Source organism: Exiguobacterium abrahamii (assembly GCF_015645365.1).
In the GTDB taxonomy this organism is placed as follows: Bacteria; Bacillota; Bacilli; order Exiguobacteriales; family Exiguobacteriaceae; genus Exiguobacterium_A; species Exiguobacterium_A abrahamii.
Genome location: NZ_JADOYC010000001.1, coordinates 1,727,003 through 1,745,799 on the forward strand (window position 1 = coordinate 1,727,003; position 18,797 = coordinate 1,745,799).

Sequence of the window (18,797 nt, forward strand, 5' to 3'; positions counted from 1 at the left end):
TTCATAATCAGTATGTCCTATCGATGACAAAAACTGCTCTTTTGCAATCTTGTTGTCACAAAAGCCCGGTTTGTAACTCGAATGACATTGACCTGTAAACGCACAGGTCAGATTTGCCGTGTAAAGTAGGAACAGTAAACACAGCATATGTCAGGAGGACATCAATAATGAAAAAAGCAGTTTTCGCTGCCGGTCTTGCAGCAACAGCTCTATCAGTAGGATTTGCCCAAGAGACAGAGGCTGCCTCAGAAACGGTAACAGTAAATACACCAGTACTCAACGTACGCACAGCACCTACAACTGCATCAGCAGACGTAGGCAATGTATATAAAGGTCAAACATTAAATGTCGAAGGACGTTCTGGCGCATGGATCAAAACAACAGTTAACGGTCAAAAACGTTATGTCCATGGTGCGTATACGTCTGCAGCAGGCTCATTCGACTTTAAAAAAGCGACAGTTACTACGGCAGTACTAAACGTCCGCACACAACCAACGACAAGCTCGAAAGATGTCGGTAACCTCTATAAAGGCGAAAAAGTCAACGTAGAAGGTAAAGTTGGTGCATGGATCAAAACAACAATCAATGGTAAAACACGTTACGTACACAGTGCATACACAACACTCGGTAGCGTAGCAAAAGCTCCAGCAGCACAACCAGCTGCTAAACCAGCTGCGAAGCCAGCACCAAAAGCAGCAGCTAAACCAGCTACTGCAACAAAACAATCAACACCTGCAAAATCAGGTACAAAAGTGACGATGAACGTCAGTGCTTACACGAACGACCCATCAAGCAATGGTAGCCAACTTTACAACGGTCGTGCGTTGACAGCAAGCGGTTATGACGTTACGAATACGATCACGTACAATGGTATGCGTATCGTAGCAGCTTCTTCACAATACCCAATCGGTACACGTATGCACATCGAAGGCATTGGTGAAGCAATCGTACTCGACCGTGGTGGCGCAATCCAAGGTAACAAACTTGACCTTCTCGTTGGTTCACAACAAGAAGCACTCAATTGGGGACGCCAAAACGTTACAGTTACAGTCTACTAATCAAAACAAACAACCTGCCGGGCGAGACCGCCTGGCAGGCTTTTTTTTGTCTATTTTTTAAGAAACCGTGACATGACCGGATTGCAACTGATACATCTTCTTATACAGACCATCTTGTGCGATCAATTCTTGGTGATTTCCTTGCTCGATCACTTCCCCTTGATGCAATACAAGAATCAAATCTGCATCTTGAATCGTCGATAGACGGTGGGCAATGGCAATCGTCGTCCGCCCTTGACGCATCCGTTCAAGTGCGACTTGCACTTTCTCCTCTGTCTCCGTATCAATCGAACTCGTCGCTTCATCGAGGATCAGGATTTTCGGATCCCGCGCCATCGTGCGTGCGAAGGAGATCAACTGACGTTCCCCAGCTGAGAACGTCGCCCCCCGTTCCGCAACGGGACTGTCATATTGCTGGTCGAGTTGATTGATGAATCCGTCCGCTTGTACGAATTTAGCAGCCGCTTCGACACGATCAAAGGAAATCGAACTGTCGAATAATCGAATATTGTCAGCGACTGTTCCCGTGAACAAGAATGAATCCTGCAACACGAGTCCGACATGCTGTCGTAGTTCTTCTTCCGATAACTGCTCAAGCGGTTGACCATCGATCAAGATCCGACCCGATTGGTACGCGTAAAAGCGCATCAAAATATTGATGATTGAACTTTTTCCACTTCCCGTATGACCAACGAGCGCAATCGTCTGCCCTTTTTTCGCCTCGAACGAGATCCCTTTCAAGACATCCTTCTCTCCGTCATAACTAAAGCGCACGTCTTCAAAGACGATATGTCCTTCCGATACTCGTGCATCCCCTTCGAGTTGTTTCGTTGGTTCCGGCTCATCCGTATCGAGGACCTTGAATACACGGTCTGCTGAGACGACGGCTTGTTGGAACTCGGACAACCGTTGCATGATTTGCTGTACCGGTTGGAAAATCCGCTCCATGTAGCTGATGAAGGCATAGACGACACCGACTTGGACCGTTTGCGAGAACGATAGGACACCGAAATACGTCACGAGTGTCGCAATTGAAATGGCGAGTAACAATTCAATGATTGGTCGCAGCAACCAACTATCGAGCTTCAAGTTCTTATAACGTCCATTCTGGTGGGCGACGTTTGTCTCCTCGAACTCTGCCATCAAACGTTTTTCTTGGCGGAATTGTTGAATGATTGCCATCCCGTTGATGGATTCGTTCAGTTGGGCATTGATTTTCGACAATAAATCGCGGACTTCCGCGTAATACTTCGTCGAATACTTCCGGTAAATCCAAATGATGAAATAAAACAGCGGTAACAATAGTAACGCAATCGTCGCGAGTCGCGGCTCTAGTAGATAAAGGAAGATATATGTTCCAATCAACTGAACGCCGCTTTGCACGAATGTCGACAGGACACCGATGTAGAGCTCCTTGATCGCTTCCGTATCGTTCGTGATCCGGGATACGAGCACTCCAGCAGGCGTCCGGTCAAAATAGGCAAGCCGTAAGTGCATGACGTGCCGGAACACATCAATGCGTAAGCGTTGAATGACTTGCAAGGCAATCTTTTGGAATTCGAACGCCTGCAAGTAATCAACGATGATCCCTGTCGTATGAAGTAACAAGTACGCTGTAAACAAAAGTGCGACTTCCTGTACCGGATACGTACCCGGTGCGACGTATTCATCAATGAAAATCTTGACGAGATACGGTCCCCCGAGTTTTGCCGCTGTCGTAATGAACAGCAGGATGAAGGCGATGCTGACCTGCTTTTTGAACGGTTTGACGAAATCAAGCAATCGTTTCAGGACGGCTTTTTCATTGATATCATGATTCATTCGGAACGCCCTCCTTGTTCGACAAGTGATTCTAGTTGCTGGCGATCGTACGTCTCTTTATACCAACCGTCATGAGCGAGTAACTGCTCATGCGTGCCCCGTTCGATGATCCGACCGTCTTCAAGGACGATGATCTCATCGGTATGCGACACAGCCGACAGGCGATGGGCAACGATGATTTGTGCCTGATCGTGATCCGCCGTGCGGAAGTGGTGGATGATCGCTTCCTCGGTTTTAGCATCGACTGCAGACAAGGCATCATCGAGCACTAAAATCGGACAGTCTGCTAGTAATGCCCGGGCAATCGAGATCCGTTGTTTTTGACCGCCGGATAACGTCACCCCACGCTCCCCGACCATCGTCGCGTACCCTTCCTTAAACCCAAGAATATCATCATGAACCGCTGCGATCCGCGCTGCTTCCATGATGTCTTCCATTGATGCCTCCGGTTTGGCAAAGGCAATATTATCAGCAATCGACGCGGAGAATAAGAAATGATCCTGTGGAACGATCGCTACTTGACGACGGACGGTATCACGCGTCAATTGTTTGATGTCTCGTCCACCAATCGTGATGGCGCCTTGTTTGACGTCGTATTCGCGAGACAATAAGCGAACGAACGTCGATTTCCCGGCACCCGTCTTCCCGACGATTCCAAGCGATTTACCGGGCTTCAACGTCACATCGATGTCTTGTAAGACCGGTTGTGTATCATAGATGAAACGCTCAATCCCAACGTGGAGTTCTGGTGAGGAAACACTTGTTGCTGCTTCCTTCGCGTCTTTAATTTCCGGTTCGATCGCAAGCATCCGCTCGATCCGATCGTAAGAAGCACGACCACGCTCGACGATGTTGAACAACCAACCGAAGGCGAGCATCGGCCATGTCAATAAACCAAGATATGTAGTGAATGAGACGATGTCACCGATTCGGATTTCACCTTGTTGTAACAGATACGCACCATATCCGACAGCGATGATGTACGATAAACCGACTAATCCAAAAATCGTCGGATCAAACAGCGCGTCGATTTTTGCGACACGACGGTTCTTTTGGACGACGTCATCCGATAGATCCGTAAACGTCTGTACATCAGACTCAACTTCTCCTGTTGCTTTTAAGACACGGACACCACTAATGCTTTCCGCGACCTTGTCATTCAAATCGGAGAAGGCTTCCTGCGCGTCATGAAAACGCGAATGTAACATTTTCCCGTAGCGTGACGTCAAGTAGACCATCAGCGGCATCGGTAGAAGTGATACGAGCGTCAATTTCCAACTGATCGTCGTGACCATCGTGATGATGACGAAGCTCCCCATCGTCACCGAGTCGACGAGCGTTAGAATACCGGCACCTGCTGTCATCGATACCGCCTGTACGTCGTTCGTCGCATGCGCCATCAAATCCCCGCTCCGATATTTCTTATAGAACGATTGATCCAAATCTGAAAAATGACCATACAGTTGACTGCGTAACAATCGACCGAGACGAATCGATGCCCCAAAGATATGAAAACGCCAAAAATAACGAATAAAATACGTCGCGACCCCGATGAGCAACAATGTACCTGCTAGACGAATCAAATCATTCTTCGTCAAGCTCCCCTCACTTAGACCATTGACTGTCGTCCCGATGATCTTCGGTGGAATGAGTTCTAACGCTGCTACAAAAATCAAGCAGACGACCCCAAGACTATATGCTTTCCATTCTCGTCGGAAAAACCAACCGAGTTTCCTGAAGACTCCCATTCAAGTCTCCCCCCTTTTTTAAATCCTATGATTATTTGAAATAGTCTCACATTTTAGATTAGTTCTCTTTCTAAAAAATAGCAAACAAAAAGGAGACCATTTGGTCCCCTTTCGTACAGCTTATTTTTTAGGTGATTTCATTGAACCACTCATTGAACGCATCACTTGGTTGACTTTCTTTTGTGATGGCTTTTGACCCATTTGCATCATCAATGTCTTAATCATATCTTCGTTGATTGGTGGGTTTTGCTCCAAGTAGTTCATCATGTATCGACGAGCGATATAGAAACCAAGGGCGACACCTGCTACCAAGCAAAGAAGGGCAATTAAAATCCAAATCCATGTAGCCAAGTTGCTTCCTCCTCTAACTTAAAACGTCGCTTTTTACTATACTATAATTCCAATTGTTTGCATAGATGATAATAGATGAAAAACGAGCCCGACGTAAGATCGGACCCGTTTTCCGGAAGTGATTATCCGAGTTGCTTGACTGTCGCTAAAACGTTCTCAACAGACATGCCGTATTCTTTCAAGAGGAAGTCCCCAGGAGCAGATGCGCCGAAACGATCGATTCCGATGACTTGTCCTTCTGTTCCTACATATTTGTACCAACCGAGCGAAGCGCCTGCTTCGATCGCGACACGTTTCGTGATGTGTTTCGGAAGAACTGATTCTTTGTACTCTGCTGACTGTGCTTCGAATACTTCCCATGATGGAAGCGAAACGACAGCTGCTGATTCACCAAGTTCTTTTTGTGCTTCGACAAGAAGATGAACTTCTGAACCTGTACCGAGCAAGAGCGTGTCTGCTTTCGTGACGTCACCAGCGATGACATAACCGCCTTTTTCAGCGCCTTCTGTCGTCGTGCCTTCAAGCTCTGGAAGACCTTGACGTGTCAAGACGAGAAGTGTCGGTTTGTCTTTCGCTTGAACCGCTGTTTTCCATGCAGCAATCGTCTCTTTTCCGTCTGCTGGGCGGTAAACTGTAACGTTCGGCATTGCACGGAAACTCATCAAGTGTTCGACTGGCTCGTGTGTTGGACCATCTTCACCAACAGCGATCGAGTCATGCGTCAAGACGAAGATAGATGGAAGCCCCATTAATGCTGCAAGACGAACCGCCGGACGGAGGTAATCCGAGAAGACGAAGAATGTCGCACCGTAAGGAATGACGCCGCCGTGAAGGGCCATACCGTTGACAGCTGCAGCCATTGCGAATTCACGTACTCCGAACCAGATGTTACGACCGCTTGGATCAATGTCGAAGTCTGCTTCGCCTTTGAGCATCGTGTTATTCGATCCTGCAAGGTCAGCTGAACCACCGAACAATGTCGGAACGTTCTTCGCTAGACCATTCAAGACTTCACCACTCGTTTGACGTGTCGCTTTTTTCGACGACAAATCGTACGTCGGAAGATCCGCTTCCCAGTTGCTTGGCAATTCGTTTGCGATCGCGCGAACGAGTTCCGCATGCAATTCCGGGTGAGCTGCTTCGTATTGTTTCATCGTCTCGTTCCATGCGTCTTCCGCAGAAGCACCACGTTGGACGATGCGCTCGTCGAACAATGATTTGACTTCTTCAGGGACGTAGAACTCTTCGTGATCCCATACATAACTAGCTTTCGTCAATTTGATTTCTGCTTCACCGAGTGGCGCACCGTGAGAAGCCGATTTCCCTGATTTGTTCGGTGAACCGAAACCGATGACTGTCTTGACTTCGATCAATGTTGGTTTTGTCGTCTCTGCTTGTGCCGCCGCGATTGCTTTCGAAATCGAATCGATATCCGTTCCGTCTTCTACGCGAATGACTTGCCAGTTGTACGCTTCGAAGCGCTTTTGGACGTTTTCAGAGAATGATTTATCGAGATCGCCGTCAAGTGAGATATCGTTTGAATCATACAATACGACCAATTTCCCGAGACCTAGGTGACCTGCGAGTGAAGCCGCTTCAGCTGAGACACCTTCCATTAAGTCTCCATCTCCACAAATCCCGTATGTGAAGTGATCGACGACGTTGAGCTCGTCACGGTTGTATTTTGCTTCAAGATGACGTTCTGCCATCGCCATACCAACTGCCATTGCAATCCCTTGACCAAGTGGACCTGTTGTCGCATCTACACCAGCCGTGTGACGGTATTCCGGGTGACCTGGTGTTTTTGATCCCCATTGACGGAATGATTTAAGATCATCCATTGATAGATCATATCCCGATAGGTGGAGGAGTGAGTAGAGAAGCATCGAACCGTGTCCGGCTGAAAGTACAAAACGGTCGCGGTTGAACCATTCTGGATTTTTAGGGTTGTGGTTCATATGATCCGCCCAAAGCGAGAATGCCATCGGTGCTGCTCCCATTGGCATACCTGGGTGACCCGAATTCGCCTTTTGTACGGCATCAATCGATAAGGTACGAATCGTATTAATTGCTAATTGTTCTACTGTCGTCATGTTCGTCAAAACAATCATCCTCTCTCTTTTTCACAAATTCCTACTCATTTTAGCACACTCTTAAATGTGATACAACTTTTCTAAATAGTATGTCACATTAAAATGAATGCGCTATCTATAGCCGTTCTATCGACTCATACAGGATGCATGAATTGATGAAAGATCGTTATTAAGATGTATTGCTATCGTGCAATGTTTCCTCATCTAACAGCGCTAAACAAAAAAGAGGTCCGCTTAACGCGAAACCTCTTTCTTCTATAGAAGGAACAAACGATTATTGTTTATTCCGTTCTTCTTCTTGTGCTTGTTTTAATTTCTCAGGTGTTACGTCTGTGCCCTCTTCATCAACGATCTTCATGCCCATGAGTTGGTTTTTGAACGATCCACGGAATGCTGCGAGATACGCTGCACGTAACTCTTTTTGCTCTGCCGCTTCTGCTTCTGATAACGGCTCGACTTTTGATTTATTCGCTAATGCATTGATTCGATCTAATTGTTCTTGTGATAACATGGAATCCCTCTTTCTCTATGACTCAAACTTGAGTAGTTCAATTGTATTCTTACTGTAAAAGAGCTTACTAAAAAAAGCAAGTTAACCGCGTCAGTCGACGGGTTACTTGCTTCTCATTCCGGGCTAGGCGTCAATTCGCGGTATTCAAGATATCGACGATTGACTGTTGCCTTTGAGATATCATGTCCCATCCCGCGAAGCGTAATGGCGATATCTGAAAACGTCAATCCGAGTTCTCGAAGACGTACGATTTCTTCGATTGGTACGTCTTTTCGACTACGCCCAGCGTTCTCTCCTTGGCGATTGAGATTTCGTTCCGGGCGAAACCCTTGTTCGACAGCTCGCCGCATGCCGCGCGCGATTTTTGCGTTATGCAGTTTCCGTTGATATTCTTCCACCAGTGAGACGATCTCAAGGACCATCGCTTCTGCATCTGCAAGCTGGTATTCTCCATCGGAATCAAGCGTCATCAACCGAACACCGTGCTTCTTAAACGTGTGCAAAATAGCGATTTTCGCATTCCCACGACCAATCCGTGTATCATCCGTCACGAGGACCGCATCTACCGCGTCACGTGTCACATGATCAAGAACCGTCAGCATCCCTTCCCGATCGACGTCATAGCCACTCTCTTTTTCAGAGACGACATCCACGACATCAAAACCCTTTTGAGACGCGACCTTCGAAAGTTCCATCCGTTGGCGTTCAATCGAACTATCTTGTGCTTCTTTTTCGGTCGACACCCGACAATAAATCACGACCTTCATCGTACCTCACATCCCTGTTCGTTCTTTCACAACTTTTCCATTTTGTCATTGTTGTGCGATTGGTACAACGATTTTGCTTTTTGAAATGACGTGTTTTGTCTCGACATCATTATTTTTAATCAACCAGTTGACGTATTCTTCATTTGACATCGAACCATCATTGTAGACTTCAGCAATTTGTTCGACTGTAGCGTTCTCATCGACCGTAACGGAAGCAGTCATCAGTTGCGCCACTTTTTCATCCGGGCGTGGTGTGAGTAAAAAGATCACGAAGGCAATACTTAATGCATAGAAGAGAATTGAAAAAGCATGAGTACGAATCGTATGAATCATCATGAATCCCTCCAAATATGAAATGAATGAGTTAGAATAAATGTTCGCGGAACAATTGTTCGCATAACTCATAATAAACACAGAACCCGTGTTCGGTCAACACAAAATGTCGAACAATTGTTTGTACGCTCATTTGTTCTATGTTATAGTGAATCTAGAAACATATATTCTTACATTTCAAACTTCAATCCAGAAAGAGGTGGCAATTCGTATGCGGAAAATGTCTAAGCGCCAACAAGAGATTCTCGACTACATCGTCTCTGAAGTGAAACTGAAGGGGTATCCACCATCAGTTCGTGAAATCGGAGAAGCAGTCGGACTCGCGTCTAGCTCGACGGTACACGGTCATTTGGATCGACTCGAGAAACGGGGAATGATTCGCCGTGACCCGACGAAACCACGTGCGATTGAGATATTGCTTGATAAGCCTGAAGAAATCACGGAAGCCATCGTCCATGTTCCCGTCATCGGGAAAGTCACAGCGGGTCTTCCGATTACAGCGATTGAAAACATCGAAGAACAGTTCCCACTCCCTGCACATTATGTAGGAAACGAGACGGTCTTCATGTTGACGATCGATGGTGAATCGATGATTAACGCAGGTATTCTTGACGGCGATCGTGTCATCGTGCGCCAACAAAACACAGCAGAAAACGGAGAAATCGTCGTAGCTATGACCGAAGATAGCGAAGCGACGGTGAAACGGTTCTTCTTAGAAGATCAACAGGTACGTCTACAACCAGAAAATGACTCGATGGATCCGATGTATTTCGATAATGTCTCCATTCTTGGTAAGGTAATCGGCGTGTATCGGACGATTCATTGACGGAGGGACCAGTTACGACTGGTCTTTTTTCATGCCTTCAGGAAATGTTCATGATACCGTCAATACCGTCGCACTGACGGGTTACGTTGCGTATTCGGTCGCAACGCAACAAACCGATTGGTTACCAACCGCCATCGGTATCGCTGTTGGTACCCTTTGGTTGTCACCCGACCTCGATTTAAAGTCAGAACCGTATTATCGCTTTGGACCATTTCGAGTCTTGTGGATGCCTTATGTCAAGATCATGCCTCACCGATCGATTTGGTCGCATGGACTGATCATCGGAGACATCATTCGGCTTCTTTATAGTGCGGCGATTCTGATTCCGCTACTATTTTTAAGTCTATATTTTCAGGTTCTTGATTCTGCTACGATTGATTCGTGGTTCGCTTCCCTGCCTGCATTCGTCGTCGGGATCATGGTGGCGAGTACGATTCATATCCTACTAGATTATTCCAGCAGTTGGTTTCGACCTAAAAAAAGAAAAAAACGTCGTCGGTAACACCTCTTTTGCTTGCTTGCAAGCAGAATGAGGTGTTTTCTTATCCACTTTTTCGTATCTTTAAACATCAAAATAAAAAATTTCCATTCCTATATTTCAATTATATGTATTGAAAACGTTCTCAATTCGGAGTAATTTAAAGTAGAAAGGCCATTATCTGCTTTAATCCAAAGGGAGGGTTTTTGCATGAATAACTTTGTACTAGAAATGATTGGTACGATGATCCTCATCCTGCTCGGGGATGGAGTCGTCGCCGGTGTCGTCTTGAAAAAGACGAAATCGGAAAACAGCGGATGGATCGTCATCACGTTCGCTTGGGGTCTTGCCGTCATGACAGCAGCATTCGTCGCTGCTGAAAGTGGAGCACACTTGAACCCCGCATTGACGATTGCACTTGCTTTGAACTCTGACCTACCGTGGGCAGACGTTCCGATCTACATTGCCGGACAACTTGTCGGAGCTTTCATCGGCGCCATTCTCGTTTGGCTTCATTACATGAAACATTTTGAAGCGACTGATGATCAAGCTGCAAAACTCGGTGTGTTCGCAACAGGTCCAGCGATTCGTCATACGCCGTCGAACTTGATTTCTGAGATCATCGGGACATTCGTTCTTGTCTTCGGTATCTTGGCACTCGGTTTAACGACGTTCGGAGACGGCTTAAAACCACTCATCGTCGGTTTACTCGTCGTCGTCATCGGTCTATCGCTCGGTGGTACAACAGGGTATGCCATCAACCCGGCTCGTGACCTTGGACCGCGTATCGCGCACGCTATCCTACCGATTCCGAATAAAGGTTCATCTGACTGGGGCTATTCATGGATTCCTGTCATTGGTCCAATCATCGGTGGAGCGATTGCCGTATTCATCTATCAATTGATCTACTAAGATCACGTCTCACTAACACATAATGCTCAAGGGGGATTTCGAAATGGAAAACAAGTATATCCTAGCACTCGACCAAGGTACGACAAGCTCACGTGCAATCATCTTCGATCACGATGGGAAAATCGTCAACTCGGCACAACGGGAATTCAAGCAATACTTCCCACAACCAGGCTGGGTCGAGCATGATGCAAACGAAATCTGGGGTTCGATTCTTGCGGTTATGGCCGAAGCACTCGGAACGGCAGATATCAAACCTGAGCAAATCGCTGGAATCGGCATCACGAACCAACGTGAAACGACGGTCGTCTGGAACAAAGAAACAGGCAAACCTGTCTATCACGCACTCGTTTGGCAATCGCGCCAAACGTCTGGTATCTGTGACGACTTAAAAGAACAAGGCTTGAACCAGAAGTTCCGTGATAAAACCGGACTTCTGATTGATGCCTACTTCTCTGGTACGAAAGTCAAATGGATCCTCGATAATGTCGAAGGTGCGCGTGAGCAAGCGGAGAACGGTGAATTGCTCTTTGGTACGATCGATACGTGGCTCGTTTGGAAACTGTCTGGTGGAAAAACGCACATCACGGACTACACGAACGCTTCACGAACATTGATGTACAACATCTACGAACAAAAATGGGATGAAGAGTTACTCGATATCCTCGGTGTTCCTGCTTCGATGTTGCCAGAGGTTCGTCAGTCGAGTGAAGTCTACGACAAAACGGTACCGTATCACTTCTTCGGTTACGAAGTGCCAATCGCTGGTATTGCGGGTGACCAACAAGCAGCACTCTTCGGTCAAACGTGCTTTGAAGCGGGTGAAGGAAAAAACACCTACGGAACAGGTTGCTTCATGCTCATGAACACGGGTGAGAAAGCTGTTTCTTCTGACCATGGACTCTTGACGACGATCGCTTGGGGCGTTGATGGAAAAGTCGAATATGCGCTGGAAGGTTCGATCTTCGTCGCCGGTTCTGCGATCCAGTGGCTCCGTGATGGACTCCGTATGCTGAAACACGCGAAAGATTCGGAAGATTACGCAACAAAAGTCGACTCAACAGACGGTGTTTATGTCGTTCCTGCCTTCGTTGGTCTTGGTGCGCCGTACTGGGATTCAGATGTTCGCGGAGCAATCTTCGGATTAACACGCGGAACGGATAAGGAGCACTTCGTTCGGGCAACGCTTGAATCACTCGCTTACCAAACACGCGACGTGTTAACAGCGATGGAACAAGATTCTGGTATCGAACTGAAGACACTCCGTGTCGACGGTGGTGCTGTAGCTAACAACTTCTTGATGCAGTTCCAATCGGATATTCTCGGCGTTCCTGTTGATCGTCCAGAAATTAACGAAACGACAGCACTCGGTGCAGCTTACCTTGCTGGATTAGCTGTTGGTTACTGGAAAGATAAGGCGGAAATCAAACAACAATGGAAGCTGGATCACCAGTTCAAACCAGAGATGAAAGAAGACGATCGCGAGCAACGCTATGCTGGATGGCAAAAAGCGGTGGAAGCGACTATGGTCTTCAAACCATCAAAATAAAACAATTGACCCGGTCCCTTTTGCAGAGGGACCGGGTTTTTGATATCCAATAATATAAAAAACCACTCTTCGCTTTATTGCAAAGAGAGCTCAGACTGTAGACAAAAGGGCTGACACCAAAAATGATGCGTTTTTTCACGCCCTTTCCTCAGGCGAGACATAAGCCAGCTTTCCTGCTTCATTCAAGCAGGAAAGCGGGTCTTATTTGTCTCTGACAGCGCAAATATGCGCTTGTTACTGTAGGAGTGGCGTGTGACGCATCTTTTTTTATATTCGGAAGAAAGATCAGAGAAGCGTTTTGTTCACTCGACATCGCTTCCTAGGGAAAAACAAACAAGAGCGACCCTGCAGCGAAGCGAAGCGGCGCGATGCTTGTCCCAGGAAAACGATTCGAAGCGAACAAAAAAGCGCAATCCTTCTCGTTAGAGAACAATTGCACTTTGTCTTCAGTATCGAGGGCTTCACCAATTATTTACCGAACTCTTTTTTCAATCCGTCTTCAATCTCATCAACGGATTTCGACTGTCCGCTAAGAACAGCCGCTAAAAACGCGCCTTCGACGAGTGGTGCGTCGATAAAACGAACCGTCCGTTCGCCACTATATAGTTCAAGGGCCAGTTCCGTGTTCATCGTCGCAGAACCGATATCCGTTAAAACGACTCCATCATCGTCCAGTGTATTTAGTGTTTCTTCGATTCGCGTCGCGTCCGTTCCAATGCTACCGTCCTCAAGACCTGCCGCTACTAAGACTGGCGTATCCGGCGCCATCTCTGCTAACAGTTCCTTTAGTCCAGCTGCAAGTTTTTCACTATGGGAAACGAGTACAAGATTAACCATGAAGCACCTCCGCGATTTCGCCGAGTAACAAAGCACTCGATAGACTACCTGGGTCCTGGACGCCTTCCGTCGCTTCACCGAAGTAAGACGCACGACCTTTCGTTGCGATGCGCGCTTTCGTATCAGCAAGCGCTTGATCGATTGCCGCTTTCAAATCCCCTTCTTGCGAGAGCGCCTCTTGGAACGGTGTCCAGATATCGACCATCGTCTTTTGACCGAATTCCGATTTCCCACGCGATTTGATGCCTTCCGTCGCTTCATGGAAAGCATCTGCGAGCTCTGCACCTTCGACTTCCGTTTTCCCTTTGAACGCACCAGCGAACTTAACGAAGGCTGTGCCGTACAATGGACCCGATGCTCCACCGACCGTCTTGATCAGCGTCATCCCGACTTCTTTCGACAAAGCTCCTAAGTCCTCATATTCACCGTGTTCTTCTAACGTCTTTTGGACTGCTTGGAAGCCGCGTGACATATTGATCCCGTGGTCTCCGTCGCCGATTTCCCGGTCGAGGTCCGTCAATTCATCCTTGTGCTGTTCAATCTGTTCCGCGGCTTTAATGAGCGCGCTTCGCAACTGTTCCGTCGTCAACTTCATCTTTGTACACCCCGTTTATCTAAATTAGAATCCAATCGCTTTCGTTTCTGCATCGAGATACCCAAGCAGTTCATCATCTACTGGTAAGAGCGTGATTGAGAATCCGTGCATCTCGAGCGACGTCATATAGTTTCCAACGAACGAACGGGCAATCTCGTAACCATGTGCCTGAAGTTCTTCCGCGACATATTTATATGTGATATACAGTTCGGATTCTGGTGTTCCACCCATCCCATTCACCATGACGGCGACTTTTTTGTCTGGTACTTCTTTTGTCAGACGATCGAGCAACTCTTTAACGATCGCATCAACGGAAGCGACTGCTTTTCGTTCAAGTCCTTTTTCACCATGGATCCCGATTCCGATCTCCATCTCGTCATCGTGCAACTCAAATCCTGGCTTGCCGCTCTCTGGCATGTAACATGGTGAGAGTGCCATTCCGATCGAACGAACGCCCTGGATGACTTTTTCCGCGACTGCTTTGACTTCACTCAGTGATTTCCCTTCTGCAGCTGCAGCTCCGGCAATCTTATGGACGAAGACGGTTCCCGCGACACCACGACGATCCTCTTCCTTTTTGATCGCGATGTCATCATTGACAACGACCGTGTCGACTTCGATGTCCTCGAGTTCAGCGAGTTCCTTCGCCATATCGAAGTTCATGACATCACCCGAGTAGTTCTTAACGACGAGTAAGACACCTTTTCCACCATGGGCTGCCTTGATGCCTTCGAGCACCATGTCCGGTGTCGGTGACGTAAAGACTTCCCCGCAAACAGCCGCAGCAAGCATACCGTCACCCACGAATCCAGCGTGCGCTGGTTCATGACCACTTCCTCCACCAGAAACGAGTCCGACTTTTCCATCAAGTGGTACTTTCCGCGCGACGACATTGACCCCTTCGACCTTTTTATACAAATCAGGGTGAGCTAGTACGAGTCCGTCGACCATGTCTGAAACGAACCGGTTTGAATCTTTCATTAATTTGTGCATGAAAAACGCTCCTTTACCTAACTGATTTTTGCCGTACCACTTAGTCTTTACCACCAAATCAAGTCGAATATGTCGAAAAAAATGATGAAAATATTGACCAGTTGGTGACGATATTCCGCATGAATGCTATGCTCTTAAAAAAGAGGAGGAATCGAATGTCATTAGCCTTTCAAGCAGGTGTCCGTGCCTGTCTACCCACTGTCCTCGGATATATCGGCATCGGTTTTTCAGCTGGGATCGTCGGTCGTGCCTCCGGCTTATCCCCTCTTGAAGTCGGATTCATGTCCGTCTTCATCTATGCCGGCGCCGCCCAGTTCATCATCACGAGTCTCTTACTCTTAAATGGTCCTGCTTCTGCCATCATTCTGACGACGTTCATCGTCAATCTCAGGCACTTGTTAATGAGTCTGACGCTTGCGCCACATGTTGAGACACGACATCTCCGCGACCGTCTCGGTACCGGAACGCTACTAACGGATGAGTCGTTCGCTGTCGCGATGAACACTGCCCAAAAAGGAAAGCTCTCCCCGTCCTTCATGCATGGTTTGAATCTGACTGCTTACTTCAGTTGGATCGTCGCAACCGTTCTCGGTGCCCTTGTCGGAAGCTGGTTTCCTGATCCCGAGCGCTTCGGTCTCGATTTTGCCCTGACAGCGATGTTCATCGGCTTATTGTACTTACAGTTTGAAGGGGAACGTTCCCGTATTGCCGTGAATAGTTGCCTCCTACTGATTGTCTTTCTATTGCTTTACATAACCATGCGCTACTTTTCTCCAGAAGTCGCCGTTCTTTGCGCGACGCTCGGTGGTGCAAGTATAGGAGTCGTGATCACACGATGGAAATCCGTCCAGAATTAATCGCTCTTTTTTTAGCTTGTGGACTCGTCACATGGATTCCACGCGTCTTACCGTTTCTCGTCCTTCATGGACTGACGTTACCGCGCCTCGTAACAGAATGGCTCTCGTTCATTCCGATTTGCCTGCTTGGTGCCCTCTTTTTTCAGAATCTCCTCATCGCTCAAGATGAGGCATTTCCGACGGTTTCGACGCTTCATGTCTTCGCAGCATTACCGACGATGGCGGTCGCGATTTTCAGTAAAAGTTTATCCTGGACGGTCGTGACTGGCGTCGTCACGATGGCGTTTCTACGGCTGTATCTATAAGCAAGTCATTCATCTTTAGCCCATTTCGATGCATCTCTTGTGTTATCCTTATATATAGAAATAAATGGATAGTGAAGGAGGTCCTGATATGCCAAATAAGCAGTTCATACCCTATTTGATATTGCTGTGCGTCATCTTTATAATCGCGAGTCAAATGGATCTACCTTATCTGCTAAAACAAGGACTAATTGTGTTGTACGTCATCGCCTATTTCGGTACGCTGATGGTTTCTCGTAAAACGAAAGTCAGGAATCATAAACAATGACTCGAAAAAATCTCCTCTGGTCTAAAGAGACTGGAGGAGATTTTTGTGTTCACGTATTTGCTTGTACGTCCTGATAATCCGATTGATGTTCAAACTCTTTTTTCGCAAACGGACATAACGGTAACAGCTTGACGTTTACTTCCCGTGCCCAGTTGACGATCTCGGCAACGAGTTGTTCCCCGATCTGTTGATTGCGGTGCGCGGGATCGACGTATGTGTGATCAATGATCCACATGCCGTTGTTCGTATCGCTGTAAGTGATTTCCCCAATCACTTCACCTTCCTGATAGGCTTCGATTTTACGTTCCGCTCGTTTCAGCTCCATTTGCTTCCCTCCGTTCATAAGATAAGGCGCCGCTCGGACAACCGTCAACGACACGAATGACCTCTTCAACCGGTGCCCCGTCCGCTTCAATCCAAGGACGCCGCTTGACATCAAAGACAGTTGGTAGACTTTGTACACAATGACCAGAGTGAATGCAGACTTCCGAATCAAAATAGACCGTGATCTCTTTGCCTTCATATCCTTTTTTCATGATGTATCGTCTCCCTTTCTTTGTACTCTTGTATCTTTCCACACCCTTGACTCAATCCCTGTCGGCGCTATGAAAAAAGCACTTCCGGACAGAAGTCCAGAAGTGCTTGAGTTGGATTAGAACAAGACCATGTATTGATCGCGTTCCCATTCCGTGACTTGCGTCCGGAACATATCCCATTCGATTTCTTTCAATTCAACGAAGTGCTCTGCGATGTGATCGCCGAGAGCGTGCATGACAACGTCATCCGCTTTCAAGACTTCGAGTGCGTGGCTGAGTGTTGATGGAAGATCATCAATGCCGTTCGCAACACGTTCCGGTTTGTCCATGACGTAGATGTTACGGTCGATTGGAGCCGGTGCTTTCAAGTTGTTCTTAATTCCGTCAAGACCTGAAGCGAGCAATGTTGCAAGCGCAAGGTACGGGTTCGCTGCTGGGTCGACTGAACGAACTTCGATCCGAGTCGAGAGTCCACGTGCTGCAGGAACACGGACGAGTGGTGAACGGTTACGTGCTGACCATGCGACGTAGCAAGGTGCTTCGTAGCCAGGAACAAGACGTTTGTATGAGTTGACTGTCGGGTTACAAACCGCTGTGAACGCACGAGCGTGTTTGAGGATACCTGCCGTGAAGGCACGTGCATCATCCGACAATTGCATGTCTTCGTTGCCTTCATCGAAGAAGACGTTCTCGTTGCCTTTGAAGAGCGACATGTTCGCGTGCATTCCTGATCCGTTGACACCGAAGAGTGGTTTTGGCATGAATGTCGCGTGCAAGTTGTGCTTCGCAGCAATCGTCTTGACGACGAGTTTGAACGTTTGGATGTTATCCGCTGTCGTGATCGCATCCGCATATTTGAAGTCGATTTCGTGCTGACCTGGAGCAACTTCGTGGTGTGATGCTTCGATTTCAAAGCCCATGTTCTCGAGCTCGATGACGATTTCTTTACGGCAGTTTTCTCCGAGGTCGACTGGTGCGAGGTCGAAGTATCCACCTTGGTCGTTCAATTCAAGTGTCGGACGACCTTTTTCATCTTTCTTGAAGAGGAAGAATTCTGGCTCTGGTCCAACGTTGAATGATGAGAAACCGAGCTCTTCCATCTCTTTAAGTACCCGTTTGAGCTGACCACGTGGGTCTCCTGCGAACGGCGTGCCATCCGGATTGTGGATGTCACAGATTAAACGTGCAACTTTCCCTGTTCCATCTTCTGTCCATGGGAAGACGACCCATGTGTTCAAGTCTGGGAAGAGATACATATCTGATTCTTCGATCCGGACGAATCCTTCAATCGATGAACCATCGAACATCATTTTGTTATCAAGTGCTTTTTCCAATTGGCTTACTGGAATCTCAACGTTCTTGATCGTTCCGAGGATATCTGTGAACTGTAAGCGAATAAAGCGTACATCCTCAGCTTTAGCGATTTTCAAAATGTCTTCTCGTGTAATGTTGCGACGTGTCATGTGACAAATCCCCTCTCCGATTCGTTTTTATATGGTTACAGGTCCTTACTTGAAGAAACGCCCGAGCTCACCTTGGATGAGCGACGTCTTTCCATGTCGTCCTGCTTCCTTCAATTCATTTTTCAGGAGTTTATACAATTCGCCGTCAGATAGTTCCGGGCGCGTCTCGACGACGCTCTCCGCAACGCGTTCGCGTTTGACGAGATCGTTTTCAAAAATCAATTTGATCCCTGCGATATTCAGTCCCTGATCCAGGTATTCCTTGATCGACAACAGACGATCGACATCGTTGAACGAATAGAGGCGACGCTTCGTCTCTGTCCGCTCCGGTTTGATCAGTCCTTGTTCTTCGTAGTATCGGATCTGGCGGGCAGATAACGCGGTCAACTCTTGAACGACTCCGATGGGAAATAGTGGCTTGGACTGGCGTGATGAGTCTGCCATGTGGTTCCTCCTTTTTCCTTACTCCATGAGAATAAACCTCTGTCAGGCAACTTGTCAA

At 47.4% G+C, this 18,797-nt stretch carries 21 protein-coding genes; 7 read left to right on the forward strand and 14 right to left on the reverse strand.

The annotated features are described in order from the left end of the window. Positions 1–167 precede the first annotated feature (167 nt). The gene (locus tag ITJ88_RS08975; RefSeq protein ID WP_195865416.1) at positions 168–1,058 is read left to right on the forward strand and encodes an SH3 domain-containing protein; all 891 of its coding nucleotides are present in this window, start codon (positions 168–170) and stop codon (positions 1,056–1,058) included. A gap of 57 nt (positions 1,059–1,115) precedes the next feature. Here the strand turns inward: ITJ88_RS08975 and ITJ88_RS08980 are convergent, their stop codons facing one another. The 7 genes from ITJ88_RS08980 to yneA all read right to left on the reverse strand — a co-directional run bounded on the left by ITJ88_RS08980 (position 1,116) and on the right by yneA (position 8,682). Then, complete coding sequence (locus tag ITJ88_RS08980; protein WP_058705250.1) at positions 1,116–2,879, reverse strand: ABC transporter ATP-binding protein; 1,764 nt, start codon at positions 2,877–2,879, stop codon at positions 1,116–1,118. After that, complete coding sequence (locus tag ITJ88_RS08985) at positions 2,876–4,627, reverse strand: ABC transporter transmembrane domain-containing protein (protein WP_195865417.1); 1,752 nt, start codon at positions 4,625–4,627, stop codon at positions 2,876–2,878. Before ITJ88_RS08985 ends, ITJ88_RS08980 begins: the two co-directional genes overlap by 4 nt. Positions 4,628–4,747: 120 nt before the next feature. Then, positions 4,748–4,978 carry a YneF family protein gene (locus ITJ88_RS08990; RefSeq protein WP_012370001.1) on the reverse strand — a complete coding sequence of 77 codons (231 nt, stop codon included), beginning with the start codon at positions 4,976–4,978 and terminating at the stop codon, positions 4,748–4,750. 122 nt (positions 4,979–5,100) lie between these two features. Beyond that, positions 5,101–7,071 (reverse strand): transketolase, encoded by a 1,971-nt coding sequence (tkt, locus tag ITJ88_RS08995; protein WP_230088686.1) that lies wholly within the window; start codon positions 7,069–7,071, stop codon positions 5,101–5,103. 274 nt (positions 7,072–7,345) lie between these two features. Then, entirely contained in the window at positions 7,346–7,582 is a 237-nt protein-coding gene (locus tag ITJ88_RS09000) for a DUF896 domain-containing protein (protein WP_023467773.1), read from the reverse strand. 113 nt (positions 7,583–7,695) lie between these two features. Next, positions 7,696–8,349, reverse strand: a complete 654-nt coding sequence (locus ITJ88_RS09005) for a YneB family resolvase-like protein (protein ID WP_029341251.1) — start codon at positions 8,347–8,349, stop codon at positions 7,696–7,698. Between the two features lie 45 nt (positions 8,350–8,394). Next, positions 8,395–8,682, reverse strand: a complete 288-nt coding sequence (yneA, locus tag ITJ88_RS09010; RefSeq protein ID WP_195865419.1) for a cell division suppressor protein YneA — start codon at positions 8,680–8,682, stop codon at positions 8,395–8,397. Positions 8,683–8,893: 211 nt separating this feature from the next. Here yneA and lexA point away from each other — a divergent pair, with 211 nt between their 5' ends. From lexA to glpK, 4 genes are all read left to right on the forward strand, one after another. Continuing rightward, positions 8,894–9,508 (forward strand): transcriptional repressor LexA, encoded by a 615-nt coding sequence (gene lexA / locus ITJ88_RS09015; protein ID WP_023467770.1) that lies wholly within the window; start codon positions 8,894–8,896, stop codon positions 9,506–9,508. A 31-nt stretch (positions 9,509–9,539) separates the two neighbouring features. Further along, positions 9,540–10,010, forward strand: coding sequence for a metal-binding protein (locus ITJ88_RS09020; RefSeq protein WP_047391185.1), 471 nt, complete (start codon positions 9,540–9,542; stop codon positions 10,008–10,010). Positions 10,011–10,196: 186 nt separating this feature from the next. Continuing rightward, positions 10,197–10,898 carry an MIP/aquaporin family protein gene (locus ITJ88_RS09025; RefSeq protein ID WP_195865420.1) on the forward strand — a complete coding sequence of 234 codons (702 nt, stop codon included), beginning with the start codon at positions 10,197–10,199 and terminating at the stop codon, positions 10,896–10,898. Between the two features lie 43 nt (positions 10,899–10,941). Continuing rightward, entirely contained in the window at positions 10,942–12,444 is a 1,503-nt protein-coding gene (gene glpK, locus ITJ88_RS09030) for a glycerol kinase GlpK (protein ID WP_195865421.1), read from the forward strand. A 468-nt stretch (positions 12,445–12,912) separates the two neighbouring features. On the opposite strand, the gene dhaM is transcribed toward glpK, so the two are convergent. The 3 genes from dhaM to dhaK are packed head-to-tail and all read right to left on the reverse strand — an operon-like array spanning position 12,913 to position 14,869. After that, positions 12,913–13,281: a dihydroxyacetone kinase phosphoryl donor subunit DhaM gene (dhaM, locus tag ITJ88_RS09035; protein WP_195865422.1), complete on the reverse strand. Its 369-nt coding sequence runs from the start codon at positions 13,279–13,281 to the stop codon at positions 12,913–12,915. Further along, the gene (gene dhaL, locus ITJ88_RS09040) at positions 13,274–13,876 is read right to left on the reverse strand and encodes a dihydroxyacetone kinase subunit DhaL (protein ID WP_029341247.1); all 603 of its coding nucleotides are present in this window, start codon (positions 13,874–13,876) and stop codon (positions 13,274–13,276) included. The genes dhaM and dhaL overlap by 8 nt, the downstream gene beginning before the upstream one ends. A gap of 24 nt (positions 13,877–13,900) precedes the next feature. Continuing rightward, positions 13,901–14,869 (reverse strand): dihydroxyacetone kinase subunit DhaK, encoded by a 969-nt coding sequence (dhaK, locus tag ITJ88_RS09045; protein WP_023467763.1) that lies wholly within the window; start codon positions 14,867–14,869, stop codon positions 13,901–13,903. 155 nt (positions 14,870–15,024) lie between these two features. Here dhaK and ITJ88_RS09050 point away from each other — a divergent pair, with 155 nt between their 5' ends. Next, on the forward strand, positions 15,025–15,726 hold the full coding sequence (locus ITJ88_RS09050; protein ID WP_195865423.1) for an AzlC family ABC transporter permease: 702 nt from the start codon (positions 15,025–15,027) through the stop codon (positions 15,724–15,726). After that, positions 15,705–16,031, forward strand: coding sequence for an AzlD domain-containing protein (locus tag ITJ88_RS09055; RefSeq protein ID WP_058713287.1), 327 nt, complete (start codon positions 15,705–15,707; stop codon positions 16,029–16,031). The genes ITJ88_RS09050 and ITJ88_RS09055 overlap by 22 nt, the downstream gene beginning before the upstream one ends. Positions 16,032–16,345: 314 nt before the next feature. On the opposite strand, the gene ITJ88_RS09060 is transcribed toward ITJ88_RS09055, so the two are convergent. The 4 genes from ITJ88_RS09060 to ITJ88_RS09075 form a co-directional block, all read right to left on the reverse strand. Continuing rightward, positions 16,346–16,621, reverse strand: coding sequence for a GNAT family N-acetyltransferase (locus ITJ88_RS09060; protein WP_195865424.1), 276 nt, complete (start codon positions 16,619–16,621; stop codon positions 16,346–16,348). Continuing rightward, positions 16,596–16,832 carry a (4Fe-4S)-binding protein gene (locus tag ITJ88_RS09065; RefSeq protein ID WP_195865425.1) on the reverse strand — a complete coding sequence of 79 codons (237 nt, stop codon included), beginning with the start codon at positions 16,830–16,832 and terminating at the stop codon, positions 16,596–16,598. Before ITJ88_RS09065 ends, ITJ88_RS09060 begins: the two co-directional genes overlap by 26 nt. A 116-nt stretch (positions 16,833–16,948) precedes the next feature. Then, positions 16,949–18,295 carry a type I glutamate--ammonia ligase gene (gene glnA / locus ITJ88_RS09070; protein ID WP_023467759.1) on the reverse strand — a complete coding sequence of 449 codons (1,347 nt, stop codon included), beginning with the start codon at positions 18,293–18,295 and terminating at the stop codon, positions 16,949–16,951. Positions 18,296–18,340: 45 nt separating this feature from the next. Then, a complete protein-coding gene (locus tag ITJ88_RS09075) occupies positions 18,341–18,739 on the reverse strand; it encodes a MerR family transcriptional regulator (protein WP_023467758.1) in 399 nt (132 codons plus the stop codon). Between the last annotated feature and the right edge of the window lie 58 nt (positions 18,740–18,797).